The organism is Arthrobacter sp. B3I9 (assembly GCF_030816935.1).
GTDB lineage: Bacteria > Actinomycetota > Actinomycetes > Actinomycetales > Micrococcaceae > Arthrobacter.
The window spans coordinates 3,939,403-3,965,326 of record NZ_JAUSYO010000001.1 but is presented as its reverse complement, the minus strand read 5'-3'; the positions used below and the strand labels follow the sequence as shown (position 1 = coordinate 3,965,326).

The 25,924-nt window shown below is 64.4% G+C and carries 21 protein-coding genes, 1 tRNA gene, 1 other RNA gene and 2 pseudogenes; 12 read left to right on the top strand and 13 right to left on the bottom strand.

Going from position 1 to position 25,924, the window contains the following annotated elements; genetic code table 11:
• Positions 1-3 precede the first annotated feature (3 nt).
• An RNA gene (gene ffs, locus QFZ65_RS18280) (signal recognition particle sRNA small type) lies at positions 4-100 on the bottom strand.
• Positions 101-380: 280 nt separating this feature from the next.
• Between ffs and QFZ65_RS18275 the strand changes: the two genes are divergently transcribed.
• Positions 381-465, top strand: a tRNA-Ser gene (locus tag QFZ65_RS18275).
• Positions 466-566: 101 nt separating this feature from the next.
• Here the strand turns inward: QFZ65_RS18275 and QFZ65_RS18270 are convergent.
• Positions 567-1,478: an oxygenase MpaB family protein gene (locus QFZ65_RS18270; RefSeq protein ID WP_306912176.1), complete on the bottom strand. Its 912-nt coding sequence runs from the start codon at positions 1,476-1,478 to the stop codon at positions 567-569.
• A gap of 438 nt (positions 1,479-1,916) precedes the next feature.
• On the opposite strand from QFZ65_RS18270, the gene QFZ65_RS18265 reads away from it, so the two are divergent.
• Positions 1,917-3,686: a M23 family metallopeptidase gene (locus tag QFZ65_RS18265; protein WP_306912175.1), complete on the top strand. Its 1,770-nt coding sequence runs from the start codon at positions 1,917-1,919 to the stop codon at positions 3,684-3,686.
• 791 nt (positions 3,687-4,477) lie between these two features.
• A pseudogene (locus QFZ65_RS18260) lies at positions 4,478-4,831 on the top strand (M23 family metallopeptidase); the annotation flags it as partial.
• A 74-nt stretch (positions 4,832-4,905) separates the two neighbouring features.
• On the opposite strand, the gene QFZ65_RS18255 reads toward QFZ65_RS18260, so the two are convergent.
• A complete protein-coding gene (locus QFZ65_RS18255; protein ID WP_306912645.1) occupies positions 4,906-5,769 on the bottom strand; it encodes a hypothetical protein in 864 nt (287 codons plus the stop codon).
• A gap of 404 nt (positions 5,770-6,173) precedes the next feature.
• Between QFZ65_RS18255 and fdhA the strand changes: the two genes are divergently transcribed.
• Both fdhA and QFZ65_RS18245 read left to right on the top strand, forming a co-directional pair.
• A complete protein-coding gene (gene fdhA, locus QFZ65_RS18250; protein ID WP_306912174.1) occupies positions 6,174-7,394 on the top strand; it encodes a formaldehyde dehydrogenase, glutathione-independent in 1,221 nt (406 codons plus the stop codon).
• A 225-nt stretch (positions 7,395-7,619) separates the two neighbouring features.
• A complete protein-coding gene (locus tag QFZ65_RS18245) occupies positions 7,620-8,561 on the top strand; it encodes a phosphodiesterase (RefSeq protein WP_306912173.1) in 942 nt (313 codons plus the stop codon).
• A gap of 6 nt (positions 8,562-8,567) precedes the next feature.
• On the opposite strand, the pseudogene QFZ65_RS18240 reads toward QFZ65_RS18245, so the two are convergent.
• Both QFZ65_RS18240 and QFZ65_RS18235 read right to left on the bottom strand, forming a co-directional pair.
• Positions 8,568-10,131 (bottom strand): annotated as a pseudogene (locus QFZ65_RS18240) (stealth family protein).
• Positions 10,132-10,336: 205 nt separating this feature from the next.
• Positions 10,337-11,251, bottom strand: a complete 915-nt coding sequence (locus tag QFZ65_RS18235; RefSeq protein ID WP_306912172.1) for a hypothetical protein — start codon at positions 11,249-11,251, stop codon at positions 10,337-10,339.
• Positions 11,252-11,427: 176 nt separating this feature from the next.
• Here QFZ65_RS18235 and QFZ65_RS18230 point away from each other — a divergent pair, with 176 nt between their 5' ends.
• Together QFZ65_RS18230 and QFZ65_RS18225 are read left to right on the top strand one after the other, a co-directional pair.
• Positions 11,428-11,727, top strand: coding sequence for a type II toxin-antitoxin system VapB family antitoxin (locus QFZ65_RS18230; protein ID WP_306912171.1), 300 nt, complete (start codon positions 11,428-11,430; stop codon positions 11,725-11,727).
• On the top strand, positions 11,720-12,394 hold the full coding sequence (locus QFZ65_RS18225) for a LytR C-terminal domain-containing protein (RefSeq protein ID WP_306912170.1): 675 nt from the start codon (positions 11,720-11,722) through the stop codon (positions 12,392-12,394). Before QFZ65_RS18230 ends, QFZ65_RS18225 begins: the two co-directional genes overlap by 8 nt.
• Here the strand turns inward: QFZ65_RS18225 and QFZ65_RS18220 are convergent, their stop codons facing one another.
• The 4 genes from QFZ65_RS18220 to QFZ65_RS18205 form a co-directional block, all read right to left on the bottom strand.
• Positions 12,395-13,069: a TetR/AcrR family transcriptional regulator gene (locus QFZ65_RS18220; protein ID WP_306912168.1), complete on the bottom strand. Its 675-nt coding sequence runs from the start codon at positions 13,067-13,069 to the stop codon at positions 12,395-12,397.
• Between the two features lie 178 nt (positions 13,070-13,247).
• Entirely contained in the window at positions 13,248-15,863 is a 2,616-nt protein-coding gene (locus tag QFZ65_RS18215; protein WP_306912166.1) for a GH32 C-terminal domain-containing protein, read from the bottom strand.
• A gap of 294 nt (positions 15,864-16,157) precedes the next feature.
• Complete coding sequence (locus QFZ65_RS18210) at positions 16,158-16,451, bottom strand: putative quinol monooxygenase (RefSeq protein WP_264357464.1); 294 nt, start codon at positions 16,449-16,451, stop codon at positions 16,158-16,160.
• Between the two features lie 56 nt (positions 16,452-16,507).
• Positions 16,508-17,506, bottom strand: a complete 999-nt coding sequence (locus tag QFZ65_RS18205; RefSeq protein WP_306912635.1) for a LacI family DNA-binding transcriptional regulator — start codon at positions 17,504-17,506, stop codon at positions 16,508-16,510.
• A gap of 164 nt (positions 17,507-17,670) precedes the next feature.
• Between QFZ65_RS18205 and QFZ65_RS18200 the strand changes: the two genes are divergently transcribed.
• The 5 genes from QFZ65_RS18200 to QFZ65_RS18180 all read left to right on the top strand — a co-directional run bounded on the left by QFZ65_RS18200 (position 17,671) and on the right by QFZ65_RS18180 (position 22,428).
• Positions 17,671-18,789 (top strand): substrate-binding domain-containing protein, encoded by a 1,119-nt coding sequence (locus tag QFZ65_RS18200; RefSeq protein WP_306912165.1) that lies wholly within the window; start codon positions 17,671-17,673, stop codon positions 18,787-18,789.
• A 114-nt stretch (positions 18,790-18,903) separates the two neighbouring features.
• Positions 18,904-19,950 carry an ABC transporter permease gene (locus QFZ65_RS18195; protein ID WP_306912163.1) on the top strand — a complete coding sequence of 349 codons (1,047 nt, stop codon included), beginning with the start codon at positions 18,904-18,906 and terminating at the stop codon, positions 19,948-19,950.
• On the top strand, positions 19,947-20,741 hold the full coding sequence (locus QFZ65_RS18190) for an ATP-binding cassette domain-containing protein (RefSeq protein ID WP_373427619.1): 795 nt from the start codon (positions 19,947-19,949) through the stop codon (positions 20,739-20,741). The genes QFZ65_RS18195 and QFZ65_RS18190 overlap by 4 nt, the downstream gene beginning before the upstream one ends.
• 101 nt (positions 20,742-20,842) lie before the next feature.
• Positions 20,843-21,802 (top strand): carbohydrate kinase, encoded by a 960-nt coding sequence (locus QFZ65_RS18185; RefSeq protein ID WP_306912159.1) that lies wholly within the window; start codon positions 20,843-20,845, stop codon positions 21,800-21,802.
• Positions 21,803-22,026: 224 nt separating this feature from the next.
• Complete coding sequence (locus tag QFZ65_RS18180; RefSeq protein WP_306912157.1) at positions 22,027-22,428, top strand: hypothetical protein; 402 nt, start codon at positions 22,027-22,029, stop codon at positions 22,426-22,428.
• Between the two features lie 108 nt (positions 22,429-22,536).
• Here the strand turns inward: QFZ65_RS18180 and QFZ65_RS18175 are convergent, their stop codons facing one another.
• From QFZ65_RS18175 to QFZ65_RS18160, 4 genes are all read right to left on the bottom strand, one after another.
• Positions 22,537-23,244, bottom strand: coding sequence for a DsbA family protein (locus QFZ65_RS18175; protein ID WP_306912155.1), 708 nt, complete (start codon positions 23,242-23,244; stop codon positions 22,537-22,539).
• Positions 23,245-23,333: 89 nt separating this feature from the next.
• Positions 23,334-23,870, bottom strand: a complete 537-nt coding sequence (locus QFZ65_RS18170) for a GNAT family N-acetyltransferase (RefSeq protein ID WP_306912153.1) — start codon at positions 23,868-23,870, stop codon at positions 23,334-23,336.
• Positions 23,871-23,906: 36 nt separating this feature from the next.
• Positions 23,907-24,902, bottom strand: coding sequence for a sugar phosphate isomerase/epimerase (locus QFZ65_RS18165; RefSeq protein ID WP_306912151.1), 996 nt, complete (start codon positions 24,900-24,902; stop codon positions 23,907-23,909).
• 11 nt (positions 24,903-24,913) lie between these two features.
• Positions 24,914-25,924 carry a Gfo/Idh/MocA family protein gene (locus QFZ65_RS18160; protein ID WP_306912149.1) on the bottom strand — a complete coding sequence of 337 codons (1,011 nt, stop codon included), beginning with the start codon at positions 25,922-25,924 and terminating at the stop codon, positions 24,914-24,916.

Below are 25,924 nucleotides of genomic sequence, written 5' to 3'. Positions count from 1 at the left end.
GACATAAAAGACCCCTCATGCACCCGCCAGAGCCCATTTACCCTTGCTACCTTCCGGTCCTGGGGGAGTTCAACAGGATGACGCCACATGAGGGGCCGTCAGCAAGTTTACCCGACGTTTGGGGATGCCTCGAATCGTGTCTCCTGACGCCGCCGATCCCAGTGGAACATGCCCATTTTTGGGGCGCACGGGTGGGCATATGGGGGCTATGTCCATTGACGGTGCCCTGCGTGGGGCATGTCCAGGGGGGGAGTCGCATCCGGTGGAGCATGTGCCTGCAGGCCCCGCGCTCCGCCCCTGGTTGAAGGGCGGGGAGGGCCAATTGGGCGAAGCGGAGAAGTTCAGGTATTCTAGTATCTGCTTTTGATTCAGAAGCTACTGGAGAATTCGCCTAGCGGCCTATGGCGCACGCCTGGAACGCGTGTTGGGTTAACGCCCTCGGGGGTTCAAATCCCCCATTCTCCGCGTTTTGGCCCCGGTCCTCTGGACCGGGGCCTTTTTGTGCCCGATGGCAGGCCGCCGGTTTCGAGCCCGCCGCGGCAGCCAAATCTGACGCACGTCCCGGATCAGGACTCGTGACCCAGCCTCCGTAGCCGGTCCCGGGCGGCCTGTTCGCTTGGGCCCATCCGGCCCAGTGCCAGTCGGACGACGGCGAGAGTCGCCCGCGTCGCGAGCACCACCGGCAGCGGGAAGGGGCCCAGCCGCGGAGTCCGCAGACCGAGGAGTTCGCGGTACTTGGGTTCGAGGCTGGCCACGGCCGCGGCAAACAGCACCCTGTAGCCCAGGCGGAGAGCGGGGTTCAGTGGCGGGTTGCGGATGAACGCCACCGTTTCGGCGACCCTTTCATCGCTTCTGAGCTCTCCGTTGTCATACCAGCGGTCCAACTGCTGGCGCATCTCCGCCTCGCTCTGCGGAGGGGAATCCACGCCCATCAGCCGGCCGGCTTGAGCCCATTCCCGGACGTAGGCGTCGGGGCCGCCGGGGATGGGCCGGCCCCAGAGCTTGTGGGCGGAGAGAAAAGCGTCCGTGAAGGCGATATGGACCCAGCGGAGCAGTTCGGGATCATTCGCCGTGTAGTCCCGGGCGGTGCCGTGTCCGTCTATGTAACTTCCGCGAACGGATTCGTGGAGCCGGAGCACCCACGCCGACGCCGCGCGGGCGGCCTCCGTTGAACCGTAGGATACGGTGAAGATCCATCGGATGGTCCTTGCGAGCCGCCCCAGGGGGTCATCGCGGAAGTTGGAATGCTCGTACACCCCGGCGAGGGCGCCTGGATGGAGTGCCTGCATCAGCAGGGCGCGGATGCCCGCCACAATAGTGGGCATGTCCCCGTGGACGGCCCAGACGGCGGAGCCCGGCAGGTGGTAACCGGCGTCGTTTCCGCTGGCGAGCCGAGGTACCCACTCCGGAACCGGGTCGCGGGTCCCCGTAAATGTCTCTCTTAGCTCTGACTGCAATCCCCTGAGCACGGTGCGCATGCTCGAATTCTCCCGCACTTTCCCGCAGCCTGCAGCGTTGCCGCCCGGCCCCCGGCGGAGAAGCAACCACGGGCTTCTCCCAGACGCACCCAATGCCTGAATGGTTGCCCAAACAGAACGCGGGGCGCGCCCTAATGATCGCGTTCCGGGGATTCAGGGACCGCGCAGCCTGTGGTCGCATAGGAACGGAAGCCGTCGAGTTTGGTCTGGAAGGCCTAGCGCGGGAGTCACATCGTGGGGATACCGTGGGGAAACGGACGCGAAAGCCGGTCCGGCGGATTGTGGCCAAAGGCGGCATGGATCCTCGCGCTGTGCCTTGTTACGTCCGTGGCCGCCTTGGTGACCTGGTTTTCCGGCGCGCAACTGAAACCGCTCGATGACGAATCGCAGGCCCAACGGTCAGCAGGACCTAACGGCAATTCGGTAACAGCCCGCGGAATGTTCACCGCGGACGTAAACGCCCTGGTGTCCTACAGTCGCGCTGGCGTCAGGACCGCGTCCAAAGACGGCAAGCACGAGATGAACGTTGCGTCGCTGGGCATGGCGCGTCCGCCGTTTGGGTCGCTCATGGCGCCACTTGAAAAGCTGACCCCAACGTCGGCCTTCGGCCCCCGGATCAGTCCCCTCAGTGGTGCCGCAGGAGAATTTCACTGGGGCCAGGACTACTCCGCCCCCTGCGGCACCCGGGTGTACGTGGCCGACGCCGGCGTCGTCAGGGCCGTGGGATGGCATCCGTGGGGCGGTGGGAACCGAGTGGAAATTGACCACCAAAACGGGCTGATCACCACCTACAACCACCTACAGGAGATCGCCGCAAAAAAGGGTGAATCCGTCGAGGTAGGTGAAGTTATCGCAAAGGTGGGCACGACCGGTTCATCCACCGGATGCCACCTGCATTTCGAGACCATAAAAAGTGGTCGCCACGTCAATCCGCTCGAATGGACACTCCTGCCAACTAAGCAGATCGACAAATTGGGGAACATAGAGATGATCAGCTACGCCGCCGGTGCGAACGGCTCCAAGAGTGCTCCGAGCTGGGCCATTCCCGTGCGGGAGGACAACTCGCACGCCGTCACCGGAGGGAACGCCGAGACGGTGGTTCCACCCCCACCGGAGCCGCCGGTATATGCGCTGCCTGACAAGGGGCAGGACCCGGGTAGGCCGCAGGGTGGCCCCAATGGTGCCCCGGTGTCTTTGTTTACTGCGGTGGTCTCGGGCCTGGTTGTTGATTTTGATGGGTCCGGTTCCTCGGATGATGGGAAGGTGGTTTCCTACACCTGGGACTTTGGTGATGGCACTGCTGCGGCGACCGGGCCGAAGGTGCGGCACACTTACGGGACGGCGAAGACATACACGGTCAGCTTGAAGGTCACCGACAATGCCGGCCTCGAGGGCACGAGCTCGCAGCCCGTCACCGTCACCGCCCCGCCGGTCAATCGTGCCCCGGTGTCTTTGTTTACTGCGGTGGTCTCGGGCCTGGTTGTTGATTTTGATGGGTCCGGTTCCTCGGATGATGGGAAGGTGGTTTCCTACACCTGGGACTTTGGTGATGGCACTGCTGCGGCGACCGGGCCGAAGGTGCAGCACACTTACGGGACGGCGAAGACATACACGGTCAGCTTGAACGTCACCGACAATGCCGGCCTCGAGGGCACGAGCTCGCAGCCCGTCACCGCTACTATGCCGCCGGTGTCTTTGTTTACTGCGGTGGTCTCGGGCCTGGTTGTTGATTTTGACGGGTCCGGTTCCTCGGATGATGGGAAGGTGGTTTCCTACACCTGGGACTTTGGTGATGGCACTGCTGCGGCGACCGGGCCGAAGGTGCGGCACACTTACGGGACGGCGAAGACATACACGGTCAGCTTGAAGGTCACCGACAATGCCGGCCTCGAGGGCACGAGCTCGCAGCCCGTCACCGTCACCGCCCCGCCGGTCAATCGTGCCCCGGTGTCTTTGTTTACTGCGGTGGTCTCGGGCCTGGTTGTTGATTTTGACGGGTCCGGTTCCTCGGATGATGGGAAGGTGGTTTCCTACACCTGGGACTTTGGTGATGGCACTGCTGCGGCGACCGGGCCGAAGGTGCGGCACACTTACGGGACGGCGAAGAAATACACGGTCAGCTTGAAGGTCACCGACAATGCCGGCCTCGAGGGCACGAGCTCGCAGCCCGTCACTGTGCCGCCGGTGAATGGTGCCCCCGTGCGGTGACGCCTCCCATGGGGCGAGAGTCGGTCCTGGAACGAGCTCATTAGGCCCCCGCGGGGCTGAGGCCGTCGCTCTGCCAAGGCCTGCACAGGCGGCCCCCGCTCAACCCGCCCTGCCGACGAACCCACCTTCGCCATCTCCGCCTCGAACACTCCGGCGTTACTCCTTTCCCACCCGCTCCGTGCGCACGGATACCTGCTTCGAGGACCGGGACTACTGGGTCGCTACTGAGCCGCTACTGGGGCGTTGTCGGGGCGGCACTGAGAAGCTGGCCTGCACCACATATGAGTGGTTTTTACGGTTCCCAGACCAAACCGGCTGTGGTCACATTGAAAGGTGAGTCCGTGAAGATTGCGGTCTACCGGACATGATGCAGGAGTCACAACGTGGGAAAACACTGGGGAAGCTCATTGAGTGCGAAACCCGTCAAAGCTCGGACTATTGCCGTTCGCTGTTTGTCAGGGGGTTTCTGCCTGTCGTTGGCCGTCCTGACCTTCGGGGTGCAGGGGCTGACAGGCGGCACGGCAGAGCCTGCTCCGACGTCGGCGCCCGTCACCGGCGTCGTCGGACCTGAACCGCTGGCGGCCGTCTTTTCAGCTTTTCCCGCTGCCGCAACTGCAACCAGCGCCGCGGCGGAAGTCCCCGGCGCCTTGGCCCCCGGCGCCTTCGCCGCCGATGCCTCGGCGTTGCTCGGCTTCAGCCGATCATTGGTGGAGACGAGCTCGGAGCTCGGCGGGCCGGGGGAATTGAACGTTGCTTCTGCCGGCCTGCAGCGTCCCGCGCCGGGTTGGCTTATGGCGCCCCTGGAATCGCTGCGCGAGTCGTCGTCCTACGGGTTGCGCAGGAGCCCGCTGACCGGTCAGTCCGGCGAATTCCACTGGGGACAGGACTATGGCGCGGCCTGCGGAACCAGGGTTTACTCGGCCGACGCCGGAGTGGTGCGGGCGGTCGGCTGGCACCCTTGGGGCGGCGGGAACCGCGTGGAAATTGACCATGGCAACGGGCTCATCACCACCTACAACCACCTGGAAGCCATCGCCGTCAAGAAGGGCGACTCGGTCCGCGTGAGCGAGGTCATTGCCCGAGTCGGGACCACCGGCTCCTCTACGGGGTGCCACCTGCATTTTGAAACGATCCTCAACGGGGCCCATACGGACCCCCACGGCTGGAAGCTGCTCCCCACCACACAGGTGGATCCCCTCAGCCCGATCGACATGACCAGCTACGAGCCGGAGGCCGACAAGTCTTCGAACGCCACCATCGGGTGGGCAATTCCGGTCCGGACCGACCGGACCCATGAAGTCACCGGCGGGGATGAGGAAACACCAGTTGCTGCTGTACCGGTAACCCCCAGCTCGCCCCCTGCATCGACCGTGCCGGGTCTTACATCCATGACGGCCACGCCGACACCTACCCTGCCGGATCTGACGCTCACCCCTGCGACGCCGACGAGCCCGACGACGACCACGCCGGGGACGTCAACGCCGGGGACTTCGACGCCGGGTACTTCGACGCCGGGAACGACAGCCCCGGGGACTTCGACGCCGGGGACTTCGACGCCGGGTACTTCGACGCCGGGCGCTTCGACGCCGGGGACTTCGACGCCGGGTACTTCGACGCCGGGAACGACAGCCCCGGGGACTTCGACGCCGGGGACTTCGACGCCGGGCGCTTCGACGCCGGGTACTTCGACGCCGGGTACTTCGACGCCGGGTACTTCGACGCCGGGTACTTCGGCGCCGGGGACGTCGGCGCCGGGGACGTCGGCGCCGGGTACTACGACGCCGGGCACCTCGACGCCGGGAACGACAACCCCTGGCACTCCGGCACCTGGCAAGCCGTCGTCGACTACGGCGCCTTTGCCCAGCGTGCCCCCCTCGGCCCCGATCCCGCCGGCCGCCACCGCAAGCCAAAGCGCCACGGCGCCACGGACACCAGCCGCGCCGACGAAACCCGCCACCTCCGCGAGCAGCACCCCGCCACCGAAGAAGTCTCCGGTGGCAACGCCGGCACCCACGACCCGGACCGCAACCCCCGGATCTGCATCGGCAACCGCTACGGAGGCAGCCGCTACGCGCGCTCCCACAAAGAAGCCGAAGGGCTGACCGCAGGCGGAACGACGGTAAGGGCCGGGCCTAACGGGGCCGGCGCGTGACGGGCCGACGCCCCGAAAAGCGGGGAGACCCGCGCCCGTCATGACTAGGCGTTGCCCCCCAGCAGAGACACCGCCCGGTCCGCCGAGGCTGACGCAGGGTCGCGAGCCCACGACGCTTCTCCTTCCCGACAGAGGACAACGGCCCCTATCGGATCGAATTCCGGCGGCCTAGACTGGCCGCACCATCCAAGAATCCGGGCAAACCGATAGGGCAGTTATGCCTGCCTGCTGGGCAACGTGGCCGAGGTATCCCGGCGGAGGGTGCATCAAGAACCGATTCGTGAATCACACAACTGGACACTCAACGTGGGGTCCGTGAAACCAGGAGGAAAGTGATGACAGAGAGCAACAAAGCTGTTGCGTACAAGGGTCCAGGAAAAGTCGAGCTTATCGATATTGACTACCCCACCTTTGAACTCAAAGACGGACCCGGCGTCAACCCCGCCAACGTGGGGCGCCAGGTACGCCACGGCGTCATCCTCAAGACCGTTGCCACGAACATCTGCGGCTCGGACCAGCATATGGTGCGGGGCCGCACGACTGCTCCGGCCAACCTTGTGCTCGGTCACGAAATCACCGGCGAGGTGGTAGAGGTCGGGCCGGATGTGGAATTTATCAAGGTGGGGGACATCTGCTCCGTCCCCTTCAACATCTCCTGCGGTCGGTGCCGCAACTGCAAGGAACGCAAGACCGGCATCTGCCTTAACGTCAATCCGGACCGTCCGGGCAGCGCCTACGGCTACGTGGACATGGGCGGTTGGGTCGGTGGCCAGGCCAACTATGTGCTGGTGCCCTACGCCGACTGGAACCTGCTGAAGTTCCCGGACAAGGACCAGGCTCTGGAAAAGATGATGGACCTGACCATGCTCTCCGACATCTTCCCGACAGGCTTCCACGGTGTCGTCAGCGCCGGTGTCGGTGTCGGCTCCACGGTGTACATCGCCGGAGCAGGTCCCGTCGGCCTGGCAGCAGCGACAAGCGCGCAGCTGCTGGGAGCCGCCGTCGTGATTGTGGGGGACCTCAACGAGGACCGGCTGAAGCAGGCACGGAGCTTCGGCTGCGAAACGGTGGACCTAACCAAGGGAGGCCCGGCCGAGCAGATCGAACAGATCCTGGGCGTTCCGGAAGTGGACTGCGGCGTTGACGCGGTAGGCTTCGAGGCCCGGGGGCAGGGGCACGGAAGGGACGCGGAGGAAGCGCCTGCCACGGTGCTGAACTCACTGATGGACATCACCGCCGCCGGCGGCGCGCTTGGCATCCCGGGCCTCTACGTTACGGGGGACCCGGGTGGGATCGACGAGGCCGCCAAGAAGGGTTCGCTCTCGCTCAGTCTCGGCACGGGCTGGGCCAAGTCGCTGAGCTTCACCACCGGTCAGTGTCCGGTGATGAAGTACAACCGGCAGCTGATGATGGCGATCCTGCATGACAAGGTGAGCATCGCCAAGAACGTCAATGCCAAGGCAATTCCGCTGGAGGACGCGCCGAAGGGTTACGCCGAATTCGACGCCGGGGCAGCAACAAAGTACGTGCTGAACCCCAACGGTTACCTGAGCTAGCCACGGCTGCATTCCGGGGCACCGTCCGATCTCCGCAGCGGCGGGATCCGGGCGGTGCCCACGGCGTGCCGGGCCCCGCGGTCCGCTCCCGACGGAACAGCCTTAACGCCGATTTTTTTAATAAGCCTGCTGTCATTTGCCCATTGTTTGCCCAATGTCTGGTTGGATGGACCTAACTGAGAGGGACACTGGAGGCACCGCTTCCACCCAACCAGGAAGGTTGCAATGGAGCTCATCGAGGCCGAACACCCGCGGCCACGTCATTTCCTACTCCACCTGAGCGACTCCCACCTGCTGGGAGGTCCGGAGCGCCTGCATGGCGTGGTCGACAGCGACGCGCTGCTCCAACAGCTCTTCGACGAAGTCCGCGCGTCCGGCGCGCGGCCCGAGGCGGTGATTTTCACCGGCGACCTGGCGGACCGTGGCGAGCCTGAGGCCTACACCAAACTGCGGGACATTGTGGAGCCCGCGTGCCGGGCCATGGGCGCCAAAGTCATCTGGGCGATGGGGAACCACGACAACCGCGCCAACTTCCGCGCCGGACTGTTGGGCGAGCCCGCTGATGACGCCCCGGTGGACCGCAGCTATTTCATCAACGGGCTGCGGATCATTACCCTGGACACGTCAGTCCCGGGATTCCACCACGGTGAACTCAGCCCGGCACAGCTGGAATGGCTGGCCACGGAACTGGAAACACCTGCCCCCGACGGGACCATCCTCGCCCTGCACCACCCTCCGGTGCCGTCCGTGCTGGATCTCGCCGTACTGGTGGAACTCCGCGGCCAGGCGGCGCTCGCCGGGGTGCTGCGGAACTCGGATGTGCGCACTATCCTCGGCGGCCACCTGCACTACTCGACGACGGCGAGCTTCGCTGGCATCCCGGTGTCCGTTGCGTCCGCAACCTGCTACACGCAGGACCTGAACGTGCGTGTGGGTGGAACCCGCGGGCGCGACGGCGGCCAGGCCTTCAATCTGGTCCACGTCTACGAACACACGATTGTGCACTCCGTGGTGCTTCTGGGTGACTCTCCCACCGTGGGCGAACGGGTCACCGCAGAGGAGACGCAGCGGCGGCTTTCAGCGGCGGGAATCAGGATCCCGCGGCAGGCCAGGCTGGAAGACCCGGCCCGGGTGCCGGACCGCAGCCGGATGTCCTCCCGCAAGTAAGCCGTTCTACTTTTCCCAGGGCGCCTTGATCGGGTAGTACTTTTCCAGGAAGTCTGTCACCACCTCGGCGCGTTCCTCCGCGGGGACCTCCGGGAAGCTGCCGTCATTCAGGCAGAAGAAATCCATGTTCCGCTTGGCCAGCAGCTTGGGCAGGTAGTTGAGTCCGGCGCGTGCCGTGGTGTCCACGTACCGCACCCTCGCTGCCGTCTGGGTGACGGCGCGGCCGGTCAGCAGCGCGTAGTAGTGGTAGAACGAGTTGGTCACCGAGATGTTGTCCGCCGCGCGGAAAGTGCTGGCGGCCGTCTTGGCGAACTCCGCCGGGAACTCCTGTTCCATCTGGGCAGCGACGCTGCGGCGAAGGGGCGCTGCGGTGTGCTCGAGGTGCCGTGTGGTGATCCGGCCGAACCGGTCCCAGAGGAGTTTGCGGTTCACCCGTGCGGCGTTCTCAAACCCGCTGCGCTCCGCGTCGTTTTCGCCCAGGCCGATCCTGGTTTCCGCCTCGATGAACTTGGTGATGCCCCCGGGAGTGAAGAACAGGTCCGGCGAGACGGCCCGTCCGAAGAACATGTCGTCATTGGAGTACAGGAAGTGCTCGGAGAGGCCTTCGATATGGTGGAGCTGGCACTCAACTGCCTGTGAATTGTGCGTGGGCAGCACGGAGGGGTCGGCGAAGAACTCCTCGCTGCGGACGATCGTGACACTCGGGTGGTCCGCCAGCCAGGACGGCGCGCGGGAGTCCGTGGCGATGAAGATCCGGCGGATCCAGGGCGCGAACATGTACACCGAGCGCAGGGCGGTACTTGAGCTCATTGATCTGCCGGAACCGGGCCTCATGGTCATCGCCTTCACCGACGACGACGCCGGCCATCCGGGCTCGGCGCGCGGCGATGTACTCGGGAGAGCTGCCGTCCACCCAGGAGAAGACCAGGTCGATATCGAAACTGATGTCGCTGGCGTGGTCCGCGAACATGTTTTCAATGGTGGGCCAGGTGTGGCCGTACCGCTCCACGGTGCCGCGGACGGCGTCCTGGGCGAGGAGCGTCCGGCGGGTCAGCGAGTTTTCAATCGGGAGGATCAGTTGGTCGCCTTCGAAGCTCCAGAGTTCAAGCTGGACGCCGGCGGAGGCCCCGAACTCGAAGCCGCCCGTGGGCTCGACCCGTGGACGGTAGAGCCGGAAGATCCGGGATTGGCGGTTGGGGGAGAGTTCACCGTCGGCCACGAGCACCGATGACTTCTTCTTCGCGTCGACGCTCATTGAATAGAAGGGCTCGTCCCGGCAGGCCTCCACCAGTGCGTCGCGGAGCTCCTTGCGGTTCTTCCAGTCGACGGCGATCACCGGGCGGTCGTTGTTGCCGCGGACCAGCAGGTAGTCCAGGCCCGCGGCAGCGAGCACAGCGCGGACAAAGAGCAGGTCTTCGACCATGGCCTGGTAGGGCGTGCGGTTTTCGTTGATCAGCGCATACCGGCCACGCCGGCGTACTACGTCAGAGCGGGTCCGGAATCTGGCGACGGCCGCAGCGGAGGTGACCTCTTCATGTGCGTCGACGGATGCCTGGCTGCCGTAATAAATCTCATCCTGGACCACTGCTTCTGAAATGTTGATTCTCCGGCTTCTGTGCGTGAACGTGTACTTACCTGCATGATAACGCGGGGCCTAAAATCGGCCCGCAACATCCCGTCACTACGGGAGCGATGCGGGACTTAGGCGGCGCGGGACCACAGCGGCGCGGGAGCGCCGCGCGACCCAGCCGGCGATGACCCAATCGGCGCCGGACTCAGCCGGCCAGCGCGGACCGCCAGCTTTGCAGGAAGGCCGCCCCGGCGTCGTCGTGGATGACATCCCCGCCCAGGCCCAGGTCTGCCGCCGTCAGCACCTCATACGGCTTGACCGGAATACCGTCGGCCGGGCGGACATCCACATGCTTCACCGGATGGTCGTTGTGGTGGAGCCAGTCGGCCATGGCGTAGTCGGTGCGGGAATCGCCCACGGTGCGCCACGCCTGCGGGGTGATGCCCTGTGCAGCGAGCAGCTCCACGGCCCGGCTCGCGCCCAGGTCCTTACCCAGCCGGACGGACTCGATGTCCGTGGAGATGATGGTGGGATCCACCCGGTAATCGATCTGGTCGTCCGAGTTCGGTGCATGGTGGTCCAGCCGCACCACACCAAGACCGTGCCGCCCCATCAGTACCATCGCGTCGGCGTCGAACAGTTCCTGCTCCGCGCGGTATTCGGAATTGTCCACGCTGACGTGCTGTTCCACGGAGACCATTGCCCGCTTCGTTTCATCGAAGAACATGTGGGAGGCATAGTCTTCCGCCACAAGGCGGCGCACGTCGTCACCAAAGGCCGGCGGCATGGCGAGTTCCCTGTCCACGTGGATGGGGCCGGGGCCTTCGGCGGTATAGCTGAACCACACCGCGCCCTTTTCACAGATCGCGTGGACGAGGACTCCGGCCGGCATTCCGGCGGCGATCATCGGCCCCATCACCTGCTCACGGATGAAAGTGTCCGAGCGTCCGGTATTGAAGACGACCGGAATGCCTGACGCTGCCAGCGCCAGCAGGTCCGCGATAATTCCTGGCTGCACGTTGCGCGTCACGGGGCTTGCGACCGGCCCGTCGACGTCGAGCAACAGGGCCAGCGGGGGAGAAGTCAGCGCGGGGGCAGCCGTCGTCTGGAGTGCAGTCATTGCCCCATTCTGTCAGCGGAACGGCTCCGCGGCATGTCCGGCCGACCTACATGACGGAACGGGCGGCCGGGACAGGCCGGAACAGCCGGAGTGACGTTGGTCACCGTTTGGCCACAACCTGACTCCTCCCGCGGTCCTGGATTCCTTTGCCCGCCCAAGTTCCATAGGCTTGCAGGGTGATATTCAAAGCTGTGGGCGAGGGACGCCCGTACCCCGACCATGGTTACAACACGCCCAAAGACTGGGCCGCCCTGCCCCCGCGCCCGGTCCGGCTGGATGAGCTGGTGACCACCAAACGGACCCTTGACCTCGAGGCCCTGCTGGCCGAGGACTCCACCTTTTTCGGCGACCTTTTCCCGCACGTCGTTGAGTACAAGGGCGTGCTGTACCTGGAGGACGGACTGCACCGTGCCGTGCGGACGGCCCTTCACCAGCGCACCGCCATCCACGCCCGCGTACTGGTAATAGATGGCTAGAAAGCCGAAAGACGTCACGGCCCTCCACGGGCACCGCGTCATCACAGGGCCTGAACTCCGGGCCACCTTCGTCGGAGAAGACGACGTCCAGAACAATCCTCTCCGGCGGCGCCGGCGCATTCTGCACGGCGCCGTACTTGCGGTTCTCATCTGCCTCATTACCGCCGGGATCATCGTCGCCATGGCAATCATGAACGGCCGGATCACGCTTCAGACGCCGGAGCGGAGCGTCGCTGCTGCGCCGCCATGCCCGGACGCCACATATGACTATGTACCGCCCGAAAAAATCAACCTGAATGTCTTCAATGCCACCAACCGGCCCGGCCTGGCGCGGAGCGTGGCCGATGAACTGGTCGCCCGGAAGTTCGCCGTCGGAACGGTCGACAACGCCGCGTCGGGCTACCGGGGCGTAGCCCTGATCGTCTCCGGTGCCGCCGGGCAGCCCGCCGCGTTCACGGTGCAGCGGAACCTGCTGGGCTCGGAATACGTGCAGGACGGACGCACGGACCCCAGCGTCGACGTCATCCTGTCCAACGACTTCCTCGGACTGGCCAAGCCGGAACTGGTGGACCAGACGCCGGGGAAACTCAAGTGCCAGCCCGAAGATCGGCGGATCCCCGATGACTCTGTCCGGCCGGCCGCGCCCGCTTCGCAGCCGGCCGGCTAGCTAGACGTCGACCCGGACAGGCCTGCCGGCGTCGTCGAACCGGGCCCCGGCGCCGAGCTGGATGAACAGGACGGTCCGCTGGATCCGTGCCTCGACGGCTGGGTCTTGGCCCAGGCCGTGGCCCGTGCCGCCGCCCGTGCCGTTGCCGGCGCCGTCCCCCCGGGCAGCGCTGGAGGACAGCGTGCCGTGGATCAGCTGAGCCAGCTGGGCGATGTCCGCCTCGGGCAGGTAGCCCTGGGCCATCCCTTCGCGCAAGATGCCTTCCAGCAGGAGGCTCAGCTCACCGACATGGACCGCGAGCTTCGCGAACGACGCCGGCGAGAGCACCGCGCCCATGGCCGGGCCGGGCGGGAGATGGCGGCGGCTGAGGTCCGCCACCTGCGCGCGGACGTACAGGGCCAGCCGCTCCACTGGGTTTTCCAGCGAGTCCAGCGAGCCCCGGAGGTCTACCAGGAACCGCTCCGTCTCCTCCAGGGCGTAGGCGATCAGGAGCTCTTCAATGTCCGCGTAGTAGTTGTAGACGGCGGTTCGGCCGATCCTGGCATGCCGGGCAACATCGGTCATCGTCAGGCCGGGCAGGCCGTGCGTGAACAGCAACTCCCCGAACGCGGTCAGAATGCGGCGTTGGGTCTCGGCACGTTGGGCGGCGTTGCTCGCGGCCGAAATCCTGGGCATACGGACACTTTAGCGCGATCTGTCAGTAAAGCGGCGGACCGGGCGCCGGGTTCTCCCGGATCAAGCGCCCAATGCAATCACCGCCGAATGGAAAAGCCGAAGGGACTGAGCCCGGCCATACCGAGCTCAATCCCTTCAGCTCCAGCTCCCCGGGGAGCAGGCCATACCGCGGTTAGGGTTACTTCTTTTCGGGGAGGAACATTGCCTTGTCCAGCGGTGTAACGGTAAGCGAGTTTAGCTGTGCGGTTCCGCCTTCGGCGAAGAGGGTCATTTTGTCGGCGCCGGGGTTTGGGAAGACTTGGTCCGTGATGGTCCTCAGACCGTTCTGGGCGAACACTTCCACTGAGGATCGGTCGAGGTAGACCCGCATGGTGATGTTGCCGTTCTTGTCCAAGGTGACGGGGGCGTCTTCTATGGAAGCGAACGCCGGGTGGAAGGCGGTGTTGCCGGACTTTGTCCGGTCAACGAACGCCTTTCCGGTCATGGTGTCGTAGCCGATGACGGTGGATGAATTTCCGTCGCCCAGGACGGTGATGCCGGATTTTGTTGCGGTACCGGGGGCGAAGGTGATGTCGATTTTCTGGACCTGGCCTGATGCGGCAGCCGGCAATTGGTGTGTTCCTGTGGGGATCGGGCCGCCCTTGTTGTCTTTGTATGAGACCTTTCCGGCGAGTTTGTCCGTTTGCTTCACGGCGCTTTGGGTGAGGCGGGGGCCGTCGGGTGTCTGCGTCAGGTCGACCTCGCGGGGGAGTGCCATGGCGCTGCGCCAGGGGCTGGTGGGGATGTTGTTGGCGTAGTCCCAGTTGTTCATCCAGCCAAGCATGATCCGCTTGTTATCGGGCATGTTGCCGATGGATACGGTGGCGTAATAGTCACGGCCGTAGTCCAGCCAGTCATAGGACTGCAGTCGGCTTGTCGCTGCTGTGGAGCTCGCCATGAACCGGTCAGCGAGGATGTGCCCCCAGCCGAATCGGTTGTTGTCGACGACTTTGATCTGTGCCTGTTGGCCAACGAATTCTTTGACATTCCACGATGCCCAATCGAGCGATTCACTGTCGTTGCCTGTGGCCGTGCGGACCACCTTTCCGTTGACCACTAGGTTGACGGTTTCTTCATCCGACCTGGGAACAGCGGCCGTGTCGGTGAGCATGACGTGGTCCAGGGTCAGGTGGCCCCACCCGCCGGTAGCTTGGTCAACGACCCGCAACTGTGCATTCTGTCCCGCGAATTCGGAAACGTCCCAGCCCTTCCAGTTCAGGACTCCGGAATTATCCCCTGCCAGGGAGCGGACCACTTTGCCGTTGATGAGCAACTGGACGGCCAGGATCTGTCCGGACTCCGCGGAGCGGTTGCCGCCGCCGACCAGCATGCTCATGAACTTTTTGGTGATGGGGAATTCCGGTGATGTCAGGGTGCCCTGCCGGTCATCGCCCGGTGCGGTGCCGGTCTCGAAGGTGTTGATCCGCTTAGCCCCGATGTAGAAGTCCCCACCACTACTAGCGGGCTGGAAGTTAGGTGTCAGATCGCCGGTTCCGGTCCAGCCGGAGTCGGCCAGCGTGGTCCCTGCAGGAACCTCGAAGCCGTTGAACTTGAGCTCACCCTCGGGTGGCGTGTTGTCCAGCTTGTCGGAAACTCGCGGGTGTTTACCGCCGCCCACGAGGAAGTTCAGATAGTCGTCGGAGACCGTAAAGGTTGGTGACTGCATGGACCCGAGCGGCCAGTCACCGTCGTTGAAGGAATTGATCAGGCCCGGGCCGTCGAATCCGGACACCGGGCTCTGGCCGGCAATGGCACCGGAAGCGGGGGCGTCACCGAAGGGCCCGTTCTTCCAGTTGCCCGGTTCGTTGTTGACGGTCCAGCCGTTGTAGGTTCCGTCGTTGAATCCGGCCAGGACCTTGCCGGCAGGAAGCGTATCCACGGCTTTGGTGGTTTCGGAGGTGAACGTGGTGCCGTCAAAATTACCCACGAAGTACTGGCCGGCGGAGCCGCCTGCCACACCGCCGGGGTTGATGTTGACGACCATGACCCATTTGATGTTGTTCTTGTCGCCGTCCACGGCCAGCGGGAACAGGTCAGGGCATTCCCATTGCCCGCCTGTGGCGTTGGCGGGGCCGAATTCGCTCAACGCGGTCCAGTCCTTGAGGTTGGCGGACTTGTACAGGACAACCTTGTGCGCGGTAGCTTCCACAGCGGTCATCACCCAGTAACCGCCTCCGGCCGGGTTGTCGTACCAGAACACTTTGGGGTCGCGGAAGTTGGCGGAGTTCCGGTCCAGCACAGGGTTGCCGGAGTATTTGGTCCAGGTCTGTCCATCGTCCAGGCTGTAGGCCAGTGACTGCGCCTGGAGGCCACGGTGCGGGGACGCGTCCTTGTAGGCGCTGGTATAGATCGCGATCAGCGGGGGTTTCTCTGCGGTGCCGAGTCCGGAAGTGTTGTTTTTGTCGACGACGATGCTGCCAGAAAACACATCCTCCTGTACGTCGGTGGAGATCGCCAGCGGCTGCTCCTCCCAATGGACGAGGTCCTTGGATATGGCATGGCCCCAAGACATGTTCCCCCAGGTGTTACCGGAAGGATTGTGCTGGTAGTACATGTGGTAGACGCCCTTATAGAAGACGAGTCCGTTGGGATCGTTCATCCAGTTTTTTTCGGGCGTGTAGTGGATGGCTGGCCGGTAGGGTTCGTCCCCGGGGCCTGTCCCGGCAGACGCCGGCAGGGAACCCGCCAGTGCCGAGGCCAGCGTCAGTCCCGTGAGTGTCAGTGCAGAAACGGCGTGCGTCCTGCGGGTGGTCATTTTCTTCATCTGCTTGTTCGCCCTTCGTTGCGCGTATCTTCCGTAGACAACGTTGTCAGTGCGTCGGACTCTAAGTGATGTCCGTCAGACAAGTCAACGGATTCGGCGACCGGATGAGGCGACTATTGACTGCTGTTGCAGGCGTGCCGGGCCGGGGACGAGGCACCAGAAAATTCCCCACCATTGGACTGCACTGCTGGAGGGGTCTTTTCTGGTACGCGGTTCCTTTACGGTCCTACCAAGGGGGCTCAGGCTTCGTTTCGATGAATCCGGTGGCAGGGCGTGGGCTGATGGCTATTCCACCGGCAGGAGCCAGGTCAGCTCCGAGCCGTCACCTTCGATGTGGCGGGCCAGTTCCTCGTTGAACCTGGCGCCGTAATCGGCGCCTATGTGTTCCTGGAAGGCGGCTTCATCCCGGTAGACCTCGAAGACAAAGTACTCCCGGGGATTCTCTTCGCGGGTATAGGGAAGGAACAACTCATTGCCCGGCTCCCGCCGGACGTGCCGGGTCAGTTCAAGCATCATTTCTGCCACGCGGGCTTCACTGCCGGGTTTGACGGTGAACTCGGCGTACAGGGTTTTGGTCATCATGGTCCCTTTCAGGTCAATGGGTCCGGCGGAGTATTCAGGAAGTCTCTGCACGGTCAGGCCGGGGGGCGAATCTCTCCGGAGCCCCTTTGTATCAGCTCAGACGGGACGACATAGGTGTGCGGGGCCTGATTGTCGCCATCAATCCGGGCCAGCAGCCGCTCCGCTGCCAGCTTCCCGATCCGCTCGGGGTGCTGCGCGATGACGGTCACGCCGGGATCCATCATGTCGGCGAGAGTGAAGTCATCGAACCCAATCAGGGCCACCCGGTTGCTTAGACCGAGCTCTCGCAGGGCGCGCATTGCACCGAAGGTAATGAGGTTCTGACTGGAGAAGATGGCCGTCGGGGGTTCTGCAGCGGTGAGAAGCTCCAATGCGGCCAGCCTCGCCGATTCTTCATCGTGAAGGTTTTCACGCACGGGAATCGTTGACGTGGGTATGCCCTGCCGGCCGATCTCTTCAACAAACCCCCGTCGGCGTTCCCGGGCGGTCTGGATGTCTGTGCGGTCCCCCAGATAGGCGAGCCTGGTGTGGCCGTGGCTCATGAGGTGAGCAGCGGCCCGCGCGGCACCTGCTGCGTTGTCGGTCACGACGGTGTCTGCTTCTAGTCCTACCGGTTCGCGGTCGATGAAGACCAATGGCAGGTCACGGGAATGCTCCGGGATCACATATGCCTGGCTCCTTGCGATCGGAGTGAGGATTAGTCCGTCGACGCGCCTGCCAAGGAATGCTGTAACTATGGCCTGCTCCCGCTTGGGGTCATCATCGAGGCTCGCCGCGAAAACCGCTATTCCCCTTGCACCCAGTGCATCTTCCATGGCCCGGTTGATCTCGCCACTGAACGGGTTGGAGACACTGGGCAGCAAGAGCCCGACGGAGAGTGTCCGCCTACCCGCGCGCCGCAGACTGCCGGCGGCCATGTCCAGCTGGTAGTTCAGTTGACGGGAAGCGCTGAGCACCTTGTCCCGAGTGGCTTCCGACACGCCAGGTTCATCATTGATCACCCGCGAGACGGTCTTAATTCCGACGCCCGCAAGCGCAGCCACATGGCGCATCGTCGGGCGGCTCGCGGAAACGGCCGGCTGGCTACGATTGGACATCGTTGTCAAATAAATCGCTCCTTCTTAGTGCATCTATTGACTCGCAGGTGTGATGCTGCTTACATCGTACATGACATCGTTGTCGAGGCCAGTGAGGGCCTCAAACACCAGGAGATTCAATGTTGAGTTCCAAAGCACCCCGTTCAACGGCCACCCGCCTGTTCGCTGCAGGAGCAGTGCTGACCCTGGGATCGCTCAGTCTTTCAGCCTGTGGAGGAAGTTCCACGTCCACATCTTCAACAGGAAGCTCTTCCGCTGAAAAAGTCGGCGTCTCCCTGATCGTCAAGACCACGACAAACCCGTACTTCGTCTCCATGCAGGACGGGGCGAAGAAGGCAGCCGAAGCCGGCGGTGTGGACCTTAAGCTCGCAGCCGGCAAAGCTGACGGCGATGAGGATACCCAGATCCAGGCCATCGAGAACGCCATCTCCAAGGGCGACAAGGGCATCCTGATCACCCCCAACGGCCCCTCCGTGGTGGACGCCCTGAAGAAGGCCAAGGACGCCGGTCTCTTCGTCATCGCCCTGGACACGGTGCCGGACCCCGCCGACGCAGCCGACATCACCTTCGCCACAGACAACTTCGCCGCCGGCGAGCTGATCGGCAAATGGACAGCAGCCCAGCTGGACGGGAAGAAAGCGACCATTGCCCTCGTCGACCTCTTTGACGACAAGGTCGTCTCGGTGGACTACAACCGGGACCAGGGCTTCCTGACCGGGCTAGGTATCGACACCGCGGACAAGAAGAAGAACGGCGACGAAGCCAAGACCGGCAAGTACACCGGAGGTAAGGGCGGCGACTACGAGATTGTGGGCAGCCAGGCCTCCCAAGGCGCCGAGGACGGCGGACGCACCGCCATGGAAACCCTCCTCGCCAAGAACCCCAATATCAACGTCGTATACACCATCAATGAACCTGCAGCCGCTGGTGCTTACGAGGCGCTGAAGGCCGCCGGCAAGGAAAAGGACATATTGGTGGTCTCGATTGACGGCGGCTGCCCCGGCGTGAACAACGTCAAGTCCGGCGTAATCGGCGCCACAGCCCAGCAGTACCCGGTCAAAATGGCCGAACTGGGCGTCAAGGCCATCGTCGACCTCGCCAAGACCGGCCAGAAACCGGCCAACTCACCGGGCCTGGACTTCTACAACACCGGCGTCGAGCTCGTCACGGACAAGCCGGCCGACGGCGTCAAGAGCATCACTACCACCCAGGCCTCCGACATCTGCTGGGGAAAGTAACCCGCCCAGCTTCAATGCGGGGCGGGGAGGTCGGAGTCCGCTATCGGCCTCCCCGCACTGCATCTACCGAGCTAGCTCCGCTCTAGCAACCATCACGGAAGATCAGGACCAATCGTGACCCAGCAACAAACTGCCGGCCCGCCCAGTGCCGGGCAAGCCGATCTGGCGGAGGAATTCCTTGACCGCCAGACACCGCTTAGCCGGATACGCAATATCCTTCACCGCTACCCCGCTGTCAGCCCCGCACTCGTACTTCTCATCGCAGTGGTCGTGTTCGGCCTCCTCAATGACAGGTTCTTGCGGGTTGAAAACCTCTCCCTCATTACCCAGCAGGTTTCCGTCGTCGGCACCCTGGCCATCGCCCAGACCCTCATCATCCTGACCGCCGGCATTGACCTGTCCGTCGGTGCCGTCATGATCCTTTCCTCCATGGTCGTGGCCCAGCTCGCCGTCAACAACGGACTGCCCGCGCCTGTTGCCCTGCTCGCAGGCCTGATTGTCGGACTCGCCGCCGGAGCCCTGAACGGGTTCCTCGTCACCAGATTCCGGCTCCCCCCGTTCATCGTCACCCTGGGTACGCTGAACATCTTCATCGCCCTGACTCTGCTCTATTCCAACGGAGCGACAGTGCGCGGCTCGGCCATGCCGGCCCTGCTCACCTGGACCGGAACCACGTTCCCGGTAGGCCCTGTCAGGATCTCCACCGGCGTCGTCGTGATGCTCCTGCTCTACATCGCGATCGCGTTCATCCTCGGAAAAACCGCCTGGGGCCGGCACGTCTACGCCGTGGGCGATGACAAGGAAGCCGCCCGCCTGGCCGGCATCGCCGTAAACAGGGTCCTCATGAGCGTCTACCTCGCCGCCGGCGCCGTCCTGGCCATCGGCGCCTGGATCCAGATCGGCCGAACCAATGCCGCCAGCCCCAACGCCGGAGTGGACCTGAACCTGGACTCCATCACCGCCGTCGTCATCGGCGGAACCAGCCTCTTCGGCGGCCGCGGCTCCGTCTGGGGAACCCTCCTCGGCGCCCTGATCGTGGGTGTCTTCCGCAACGGCCTCTCCCTCGCCGGGCTGGACGTTTTGTACCAGACCCTTGCAGTGGGCGTCCTGATCATCCTCGCTGTGTCCATCGACCAGTGGATCCGAAAGGTCAAGTCATGACCATGACAGAATCTGCAGCCTCCCACGTCACCACCCGCGAGCCCATCCTGCAGGCCCGCAACCTCGTCAAGACGTTCGGCCGCGTCGTGGGCCTGGACGGCGTCAGCCTGGACCTGTACCCGGGCGAAGTCCTGGCGATCATCGGGGACAACGGTGCAGGAAAATCAACCCTGATCAAGTGCCTCACCGGAGCAGAAGTCCCGGATTCCGGGGAGCTCTTTGTGTCGGGACAGCCCGTGCACTTCAAGCGGCCGCAGGACGCGAGGGTCCACGGAATCGAAACCGTGTACCAAAACCTGGCGGTCTCCCCGGCCCTGGACGTCGCCTCCAACCTGTTCCTGGGACGGGAGGAACGGCGCGCGGGACTCCTCGGGAGCGTTTTCCGGATGCTCGACACCCAAGGCATGCGCAAGAAGGCCCGGCAGGAGCTGACCCGGCTGGGCATCTCCACGCTGCAGGACGTGACTGTGCCGGTGGAGAACCTGTCCGGCGGCCAGCGCCAGGCTGTCGCTGTGGCCCGCGCCGCGGCGTTCGGTTCAAAGGTGGTCGTGCTGGATGAACCGACGGCGGCCCTGGGCGTCCGGGAATCCAACCAGGTCCTGCAGTTGGTCCGTGACCTGCGGGACCGCGGCCTGCCGGTGATCCTGATCAGCCACAACATGCCCCACGTGTTTGACGTCGCGGACAGGATCCATGTCCAGCGCCTCGGCAAGTGCGCCGCCACCATCACGCCGCAATCACACACCATGACCGATGCAGTTGCGATCATGACCGGTGCAGCCACCGCTTGAACAACTGCTGTCCCCACGTCAGTCCGCAGACCGCGTAAGCGGTCCGCGGACTGACGTCACTGGGACCGCCCTCACCATCAGATTCACACGAGAGACAGATCATGGATTACCTCAAGACAGCCCGGCATGACGCTCACCAGACCCTTGACGTCATGGTCGTAGGCGAAGCGCTGATGGACGTGGTCACGACCTCACACGGCCGAGTGGAACACCCGGGCGGCTCGCCCGCCAATGTCGCCTACGGACTCGGCCGCCTCGGCGTGACCACAGGTCTGCTCACGGCCATCGCCCCGGACGCCCGCGGGATCTCCATCGAAAACCATCTCCGCAGCGCAGGGGTCAGACTTCTACCCGGATCGAAATCACTCACCCGGACAGCCTCGGCAACAGCAACCCTTGAACCGGATGGCTCCGCCAGGTACGACTTCGACATCTCCTGGCACCTTGTCCCAACAGCACCCGCCTACTTCCCGAAGATACTGCACACCGGGTCCATCGCTACTTTCCTGAGCCCCGGTGCCGGCGCCGTGAAATCCCTGCTCGAACAGGCCCACAAACACTGCATGATCACCTATGACCCGAACATCCGCCCAGCCCTGCTCGGCAGCCATGCAGAAGCGAAAGCCACCTTCGAAGAGCTCGTACCGTTAACCGACGTCGTCAAACTCAGCAACGAGGACGCCCACTGGCTTTACCCCCAAAAAAGCCTGGACGAAACCGCAGCCCACATCCTCGGACTGGGCACCAAGTTGACCGTCATGACCAAGGGCGCCGACGGCTCACACTTCACCACCCCCGCCGCCAACATCAGCATCCCGGCCGTGAAATCGAAAGTCGCAGACACCATCGGCGCCGGCGACTCCTACATGTCCGCTCTAATCCTGGGCTTCCTCACCCAAGGAACCGAAGGCTTCGCCCCGGCTGTCCTGGAACAGCTTGGCCACACCGCAGCTGCAGCCGCGGCCATTACCGTTCAACGCCCGGGAGCGAACCCTCCGAACCTGCAAGAACTCGACCTGGCAATCGAGGCACATTCCGCCGCCCAATACGTCGGTTTCTGAGGCGCATCCTCAAATAACTGGTTGTCACGAAGGACGGTCCATGGGCCGCCCATTGGACGTAAGGGCCGCGTCAGATCGCCTATCCAAGGATCGACTCCTCTTACGGCATGGAGTCCGGCCCCGTTGCCATACTTGCTTCTGTTTCCTTGGGATGCGTCGCGGGCTGTGCTTTGCGTGAATATGCTTGGTGGGTTGGTATAGCTGATCCCCAGAAAGGCGTGACCATGACTGAAGAGAATCTTCCGGACGAAGAACTTGAGGTTGTCCAGGATGACGACATCCTGCTGGACGAGACCCCGGGCGCAGCTTCGTCGCTGGAGCTCGACCCCGTTTTCGGTAAGCCGGATGATTATCCGGGGGCCGCCGAGAACAACCCGGACCGGTGGCAGGAGGATCCGCTATTGCAGGAGGAAGCGGTTTCGGGGGAGGAAGAGGACTTCCTCAGTGAACAGACGCTGCGCGATGATACGTACGGAACGACTGACGTGCCCACCATCGGTGAGGCCGCTGCCGACGTCGACTTCGGCGAAGTGCCGTCCGGCGAGGAAGCGGACGGCAGCGACGACCAGACGAACTTCGGCGGGTCTCCGCTTAGCCAGTTCGACCCCGACGATCTCGAAGACTGACTTTCGCGGCGGGACCTTAAACGCAGGTGCAGCCGGAGCGGACGTCCGCTCCGGCTGCACCTCAACAGTTCCCGAGAATTTACAGCGGTCAGGGGCCACCAGCCGCCGTCAGTGGGAGCAGCCGGCCGGGCCGCAGGCCTCTCCGGCTCCGTCGCCGGCCGAATTGACCAGCACCAGCGGGTTGCTTTCCTGCCACGCCTGTTCGAGAGCTGCCGTGAAGGTGTCGGCAGGCTGGGCGCCGGAGAGCCCGAACTTGCGGTCGATCACGAAAAAGGGGACCCCGGTGATGCCCAGGGCCCGGGCCTCCGCAAAGTCCTGGCGGACGTCGTCGGCGTATTTGGCGGTGCTGAACAGCTCCGCCACGTCGCCGGCGTCGATGCCGAGGTCCAGGCCCACGGACGTGAGGTACTCCTCGTTGCCGATGTCCTTGCCGTGCTCGAAGTGGTCGTTGAGCAGCCGTTCCTTTGCAGCGTCCTGCTTGCCGTGGGCGGCGGCGAGGTGGATGAGCCGGTGGGCTGTGAAGCTGTTGGCCACCACGACGTCGTCAAAGCGGTAGTTCAGGCCCTCGCCTTTGGCCTGGGCGGCCACGTGTTCGAACATCTGCGAGACCTGGTCCGGGGCCATGCCCTTGCGCGTGCTCAGGTAGTCCAGTTCGGTGCCGTCGTAGTGGTCCGGAACGGTGGGATCCAGCTGGTAGCTGCGCCACGTCACCTCCACGGACTCGCGGTGCGGGAAGGCCGCCAGGGCGGTTTCAAAGCGGCGCTTGCCGATGTAGCACCAGGGGCAGGCCACGTCGGACCAGATCTCAATCTTCATGACCGCAACAACCCGGCAACTCGCTGCCCCATTCCCGGAGAAGCTGTTGGCTCCGTCACGGCGGCCCCGCAGACAGGCACGGGAGCGCTTCAGGGCTGGACCGCGCGCTCCATCACAAAGTCGTGTTCCACCGTGCTCCCGAGCTTGAAGGATTTCGTGCCGACCCTGCGGAACCCTGATTTCTCGTAGAACCGGATGGCCCGGGCGTTTTGGCTGTTGACTCCCAGCCAGACGCCCTTCCCGCCAGACTCGGCAGCCGCCGCCAGGCTGGCACGCATCAGCTCCGCAGCGGCACCTAGTCCGTGGTGCTCCGGGTGCACATAGCACTTGCTGAGTTCCACTGACGGCAGGATTGCCAACGCGGAAACAACATCCGGATCTGTAGCCGGACGCTTCACCAACATGCTGTAACCACGCAGCCTGCCGCCCGCGTCGATCACCAGCACGGTCACCGACGGGTCGGCCAGATAAGCGCGGAAGTTGTCCGGGCTGAGCGCGCTGGCCAGGTGCGCCGCGATGTCCTCGGGGTCCGAACCGGGCGGACAGGCGAGCGGGAAGGTGACGGCGGCCAGCTCGGCCAGGCGGCCGGCGTCGTCCGTGGTTGCTGTCCTTATTACGTGCATCATGCCGAAAACTCTAGTCGCCGCCTGGGCTGCACCGGGCTACTGCTTGAAGGCGGCGTCGAAGGAGGCGCTCGGTGGGGGGAAGTCGAACTTCCTGAGGGCGGCCAGGGCTTCCGGAGCGCCGTGCAGGCGGTCCATGCCGGCGTCCTCCCATTCGATCGAGATGGGGCCGGTGTAGCCGATCGCAGCGAGGGCGCGGAAGGAGGATTCCCAGGGGACGTCGCCACGGCCGGCGGAGACGAAGTCCCACCCGCGGCGCGGGTCGCCCCAGGGCAGGTGCGATCCCATCACGGTGTTCCGGCCGGTAGGGCGGAGCTTGGTGTCTTTGCAGTCGACGTGGTAGATCCGGTCCTTGAAGTCCCAGATGAAGGAGACCGGGTCGATGCCTTGCCACATGAAGTGGGACGGGTCCCAGTTCAGCCCGAATGCCTCGCGGTGGCCGATCGCTTCGAGGGTGCGGACGGTGGTCCAGTAGTCGTATGCGATCTCGGAGGGGTGGACTTCGTGGGCGAAGCGGACGCCGCACTCGTCGAAGACGTCCAGGATGGGGTTCCAGCGGTCGGCGAAGTCCTGGTAGCCGGCCTCGATCACCTTTTCCGGGACGGGCGGGAACATCGCGACGTACTGCCAGATGGAGGAGCCGGTGAACCCGACGACGGTGTCCACGCCCAGTGCCTTGGCGAGCCGTGCGGTCTGCTGCATCTCCTCCGCCGCGCGCTGACGGACGCCTTCGGGGTCGCCGTCGCCCCAGACCTTGGACCCGACGATGGCTTCGTGGCGGAAGTCGATGGGGTCATCGCAGACGGCCTGGCCTTTGAGGTGGTTGGAGATGGCCCAGACCTTGAGGTTGTATTTTTCCAGCACGGCGAGCTTGGATTCGACGTAGCCGGGCTCGTCCCAGCGCCAGGCGTCCAGGTGGTCGCCGGAGACGGCGATTTCCAGTCCGTCGTAGCCCCAGCCGGAGGCGAGCCGCGCGACTTCCTCGAAGGGCAGGTCGGCCCACTGGCCGGTGAACAGTGTGTAAGGGCGGGGCATGTCAGGCTCCTTCAGTCGGCAGGACGGTGGCGGGGTCGGGACTCGAGGCCGATGGCCCGGTAGCTCTCGTCGATCAGTTCCATGGTGCGGACGGCATCGTCGCTGTCGGTGGGCATCGGGACTCCGTTGCGCACCAGTTCCGTGAACGCCTCAAGCTCGTAGGTGTAGGACGACCGGGTACCGAGCTGCTCCACCCGCTCGCCCGCGGCAGTCTTCACGAACAGGCGGTCATCGGTGTGCGGAAGAACGAAGTTCGCCACCGTTGCCTGGCCCTTGCTGCCGATGAGGCGGTAGGTCATCTCCCGGCCCTCCGCCGCCATGTGGCATTGCGCCGACGCCGTCACGCCCGAGGGGTAAACCAGGTCGGCATCAACCCATTCGTCCACGCCCGGGAGCCCTGCCCGCTCGCCGCCGCGGGCACCGACCAGCCGGGGTTCCCCGCCTGCCCACGGAGCTATCGCGCGGACGGCATGGAGACTGTAACAGCCCAGATCCATGAGGGCGCCGCCGGCCAGGGCGAGCGACCAGCGGGGGTCCTCGGGTGCCGGAGCGGGGATCCTCATGGTCGTCTCGACCCGTTGCAGTTCCCCGAGTTCGCCTGAACCCAGCAATTCGTGGAGTCGTCTTGTCACCGGGTGGTAAAGGTAGTGAAAACCGTCGACGACGGCGACGCCGGCGCGTTTGCCGGCGTCGCGCACTTCCCGGGCCTCAGGAGCGTCGGCCGCGAAGGGTTTCTCCGAGAGGACATGTTTTCCGGCGGCAATGGCAGCCAGGTTCCACTCGGCATGCAGGCCGTTGGCGAGGGGGTTGTAGATGGCCTCCACCTCCGGGTCGGAGATGACGTCGGCATAGGTCTGGTGAACCCGTTCGACCCCGTGTTGCTCCGCGAAATTCTCCGCCCGCCCGCGGTCCCGTGCGGCCACAGCGACCAGGCGTGCGCCCGTCAGCCTGGCGGGCTCAACAATGGAGGTCGGACTTATGCGGGATGCCCCGAGCACCCCGATTCGAAGCGGATCCGTCAT

Bases quoted from the DNA above. Each gene is read 5' to 3' on its own strand.
- QFZ65_RS18270 (WP_306912176.1), bottom strand. From the start codon at position 1,478: ATGCGCACCGTGCTCAGGGGATTGCAGTCAGAGCTAAGAGAGACATTT.
- QFZ65_RS18265 (WP_306912175.1), top strand. From the start codon at position 1,917: ATGTTCACCGCGGACGTAAACGCCCTGGTGTCCTACAGTCGCGCTGGC.
- fdhA (WP_306912174.1), top strand. From the start codon at position 6,174: ATGACAGAGAGCAACAAAGCTGTTGCGTACAAGGGTCCAGGAAAAGTC.
- QFZ65_RS18245 (WP_306912173.1), top strand. From the start codon at position 7,620: ATGGAGCTCATCGAGGCCGAACACCCGCGGCCACGTCATTTCCTACTC.
- QFZ65_RS18235 (WP_306912172.1), bottom strand. From the start codon at position 11,251: ATGACTGCACTCCAGACGACGGCTGCCCCCGCGCTGACTTCTCCCCCG.
- QFZ65_RS18225 (WP_306912170.1), top strand. From the start codon at position 11,720: ATGGCTAGAAAGCCGAAAGACGTCACGGCCCTCCACGGGCACCGCGTC.
- QFZ65_RS18220 (WP_306912168.1), bottom strand. From the start codon at position 13,069: ATGCCCAGGATTTCGGCCGCGAGCAACGCCGCCCAACGTGCCGAGACC.
- QFZ65_RS18215 (WP_306912166.1), bottom strand. From the start codon at position 15,863: ATGACCACCCGCAGGACGCACGCCGTTTCTGCACTGACACTCACGGGA.
- QFZ65_RS18210 (WP_264357464.1), bottom strand. From the start codon at position 16,451: ATGACCAAAACCCTGTACGCCGAGTTCACCGTCAAACCCGGCAGTGAA.
- QFZ65_RS18205 (WP_306912635.1), bottom strand. From the start codon at position 17,506: ATGCGCCATGTGGCTGCGCTTGCGGGCGTCGGAATTAAGACCGTCTCG.
- QFZ65_RS18200 (WP_306912165.1), top strand. From the start codon at position 17,671: ATGTTGAGTTCCAAAGCACCCCGTTCAACGGCCACCCGCCTGTTCGCT.
- QFZ65_RS18190 (WP_373427619.1), top strand. From the start codon at position 19,947: ATGACCATGACAGAATCTGCAGCCTCCCACGTCACCACCCGCGAGCCC.
- QFZ65_RS18185 (WP_306912159.1), top strand. From the start codon at position 20,843: ATGGATTACCTCAAGACAGCCCGGCATGACGCTCACCAGACCCTTGAC.
- QFZ65_RS18180 (WP_306912157.1), top strand. From the start codon at position 22,027: ATGACTGAAGAGAATCTTCCGGACGAAGAACTTGAGGTTGTCCAGGAT.
- QFZ65_RS18175 (WP_306912155.1), bottom strand. From the start codon at position 23,244: ATGAAGATTGAGATCTGGTCCGACGTGGCCTGCCCCTGGTGCTACATC.
- QFZ65_RS18170 (WP_306912153.1), bottom strand. From the start codon at position 23,870: ATGATGCACGTAATAAGGACAGCAACCACGGACGACGCCGGCCGCCTG.
- QFZ65_RS18165 (WP_306912151.1), bottom strand. From the start codon at position 24,902: ATGCCCCGCCCTTACACACTGTTCACCGGCCAGTGGGCCGACCTGCCC.
- QFZ65_RS18160 (WP_306912149.1), bottom strand. From the start codon at position 25,924: ATGACGGATCCGCTTCGAATCGGGGTGCTCGGGGCATCCCGCATAAGT.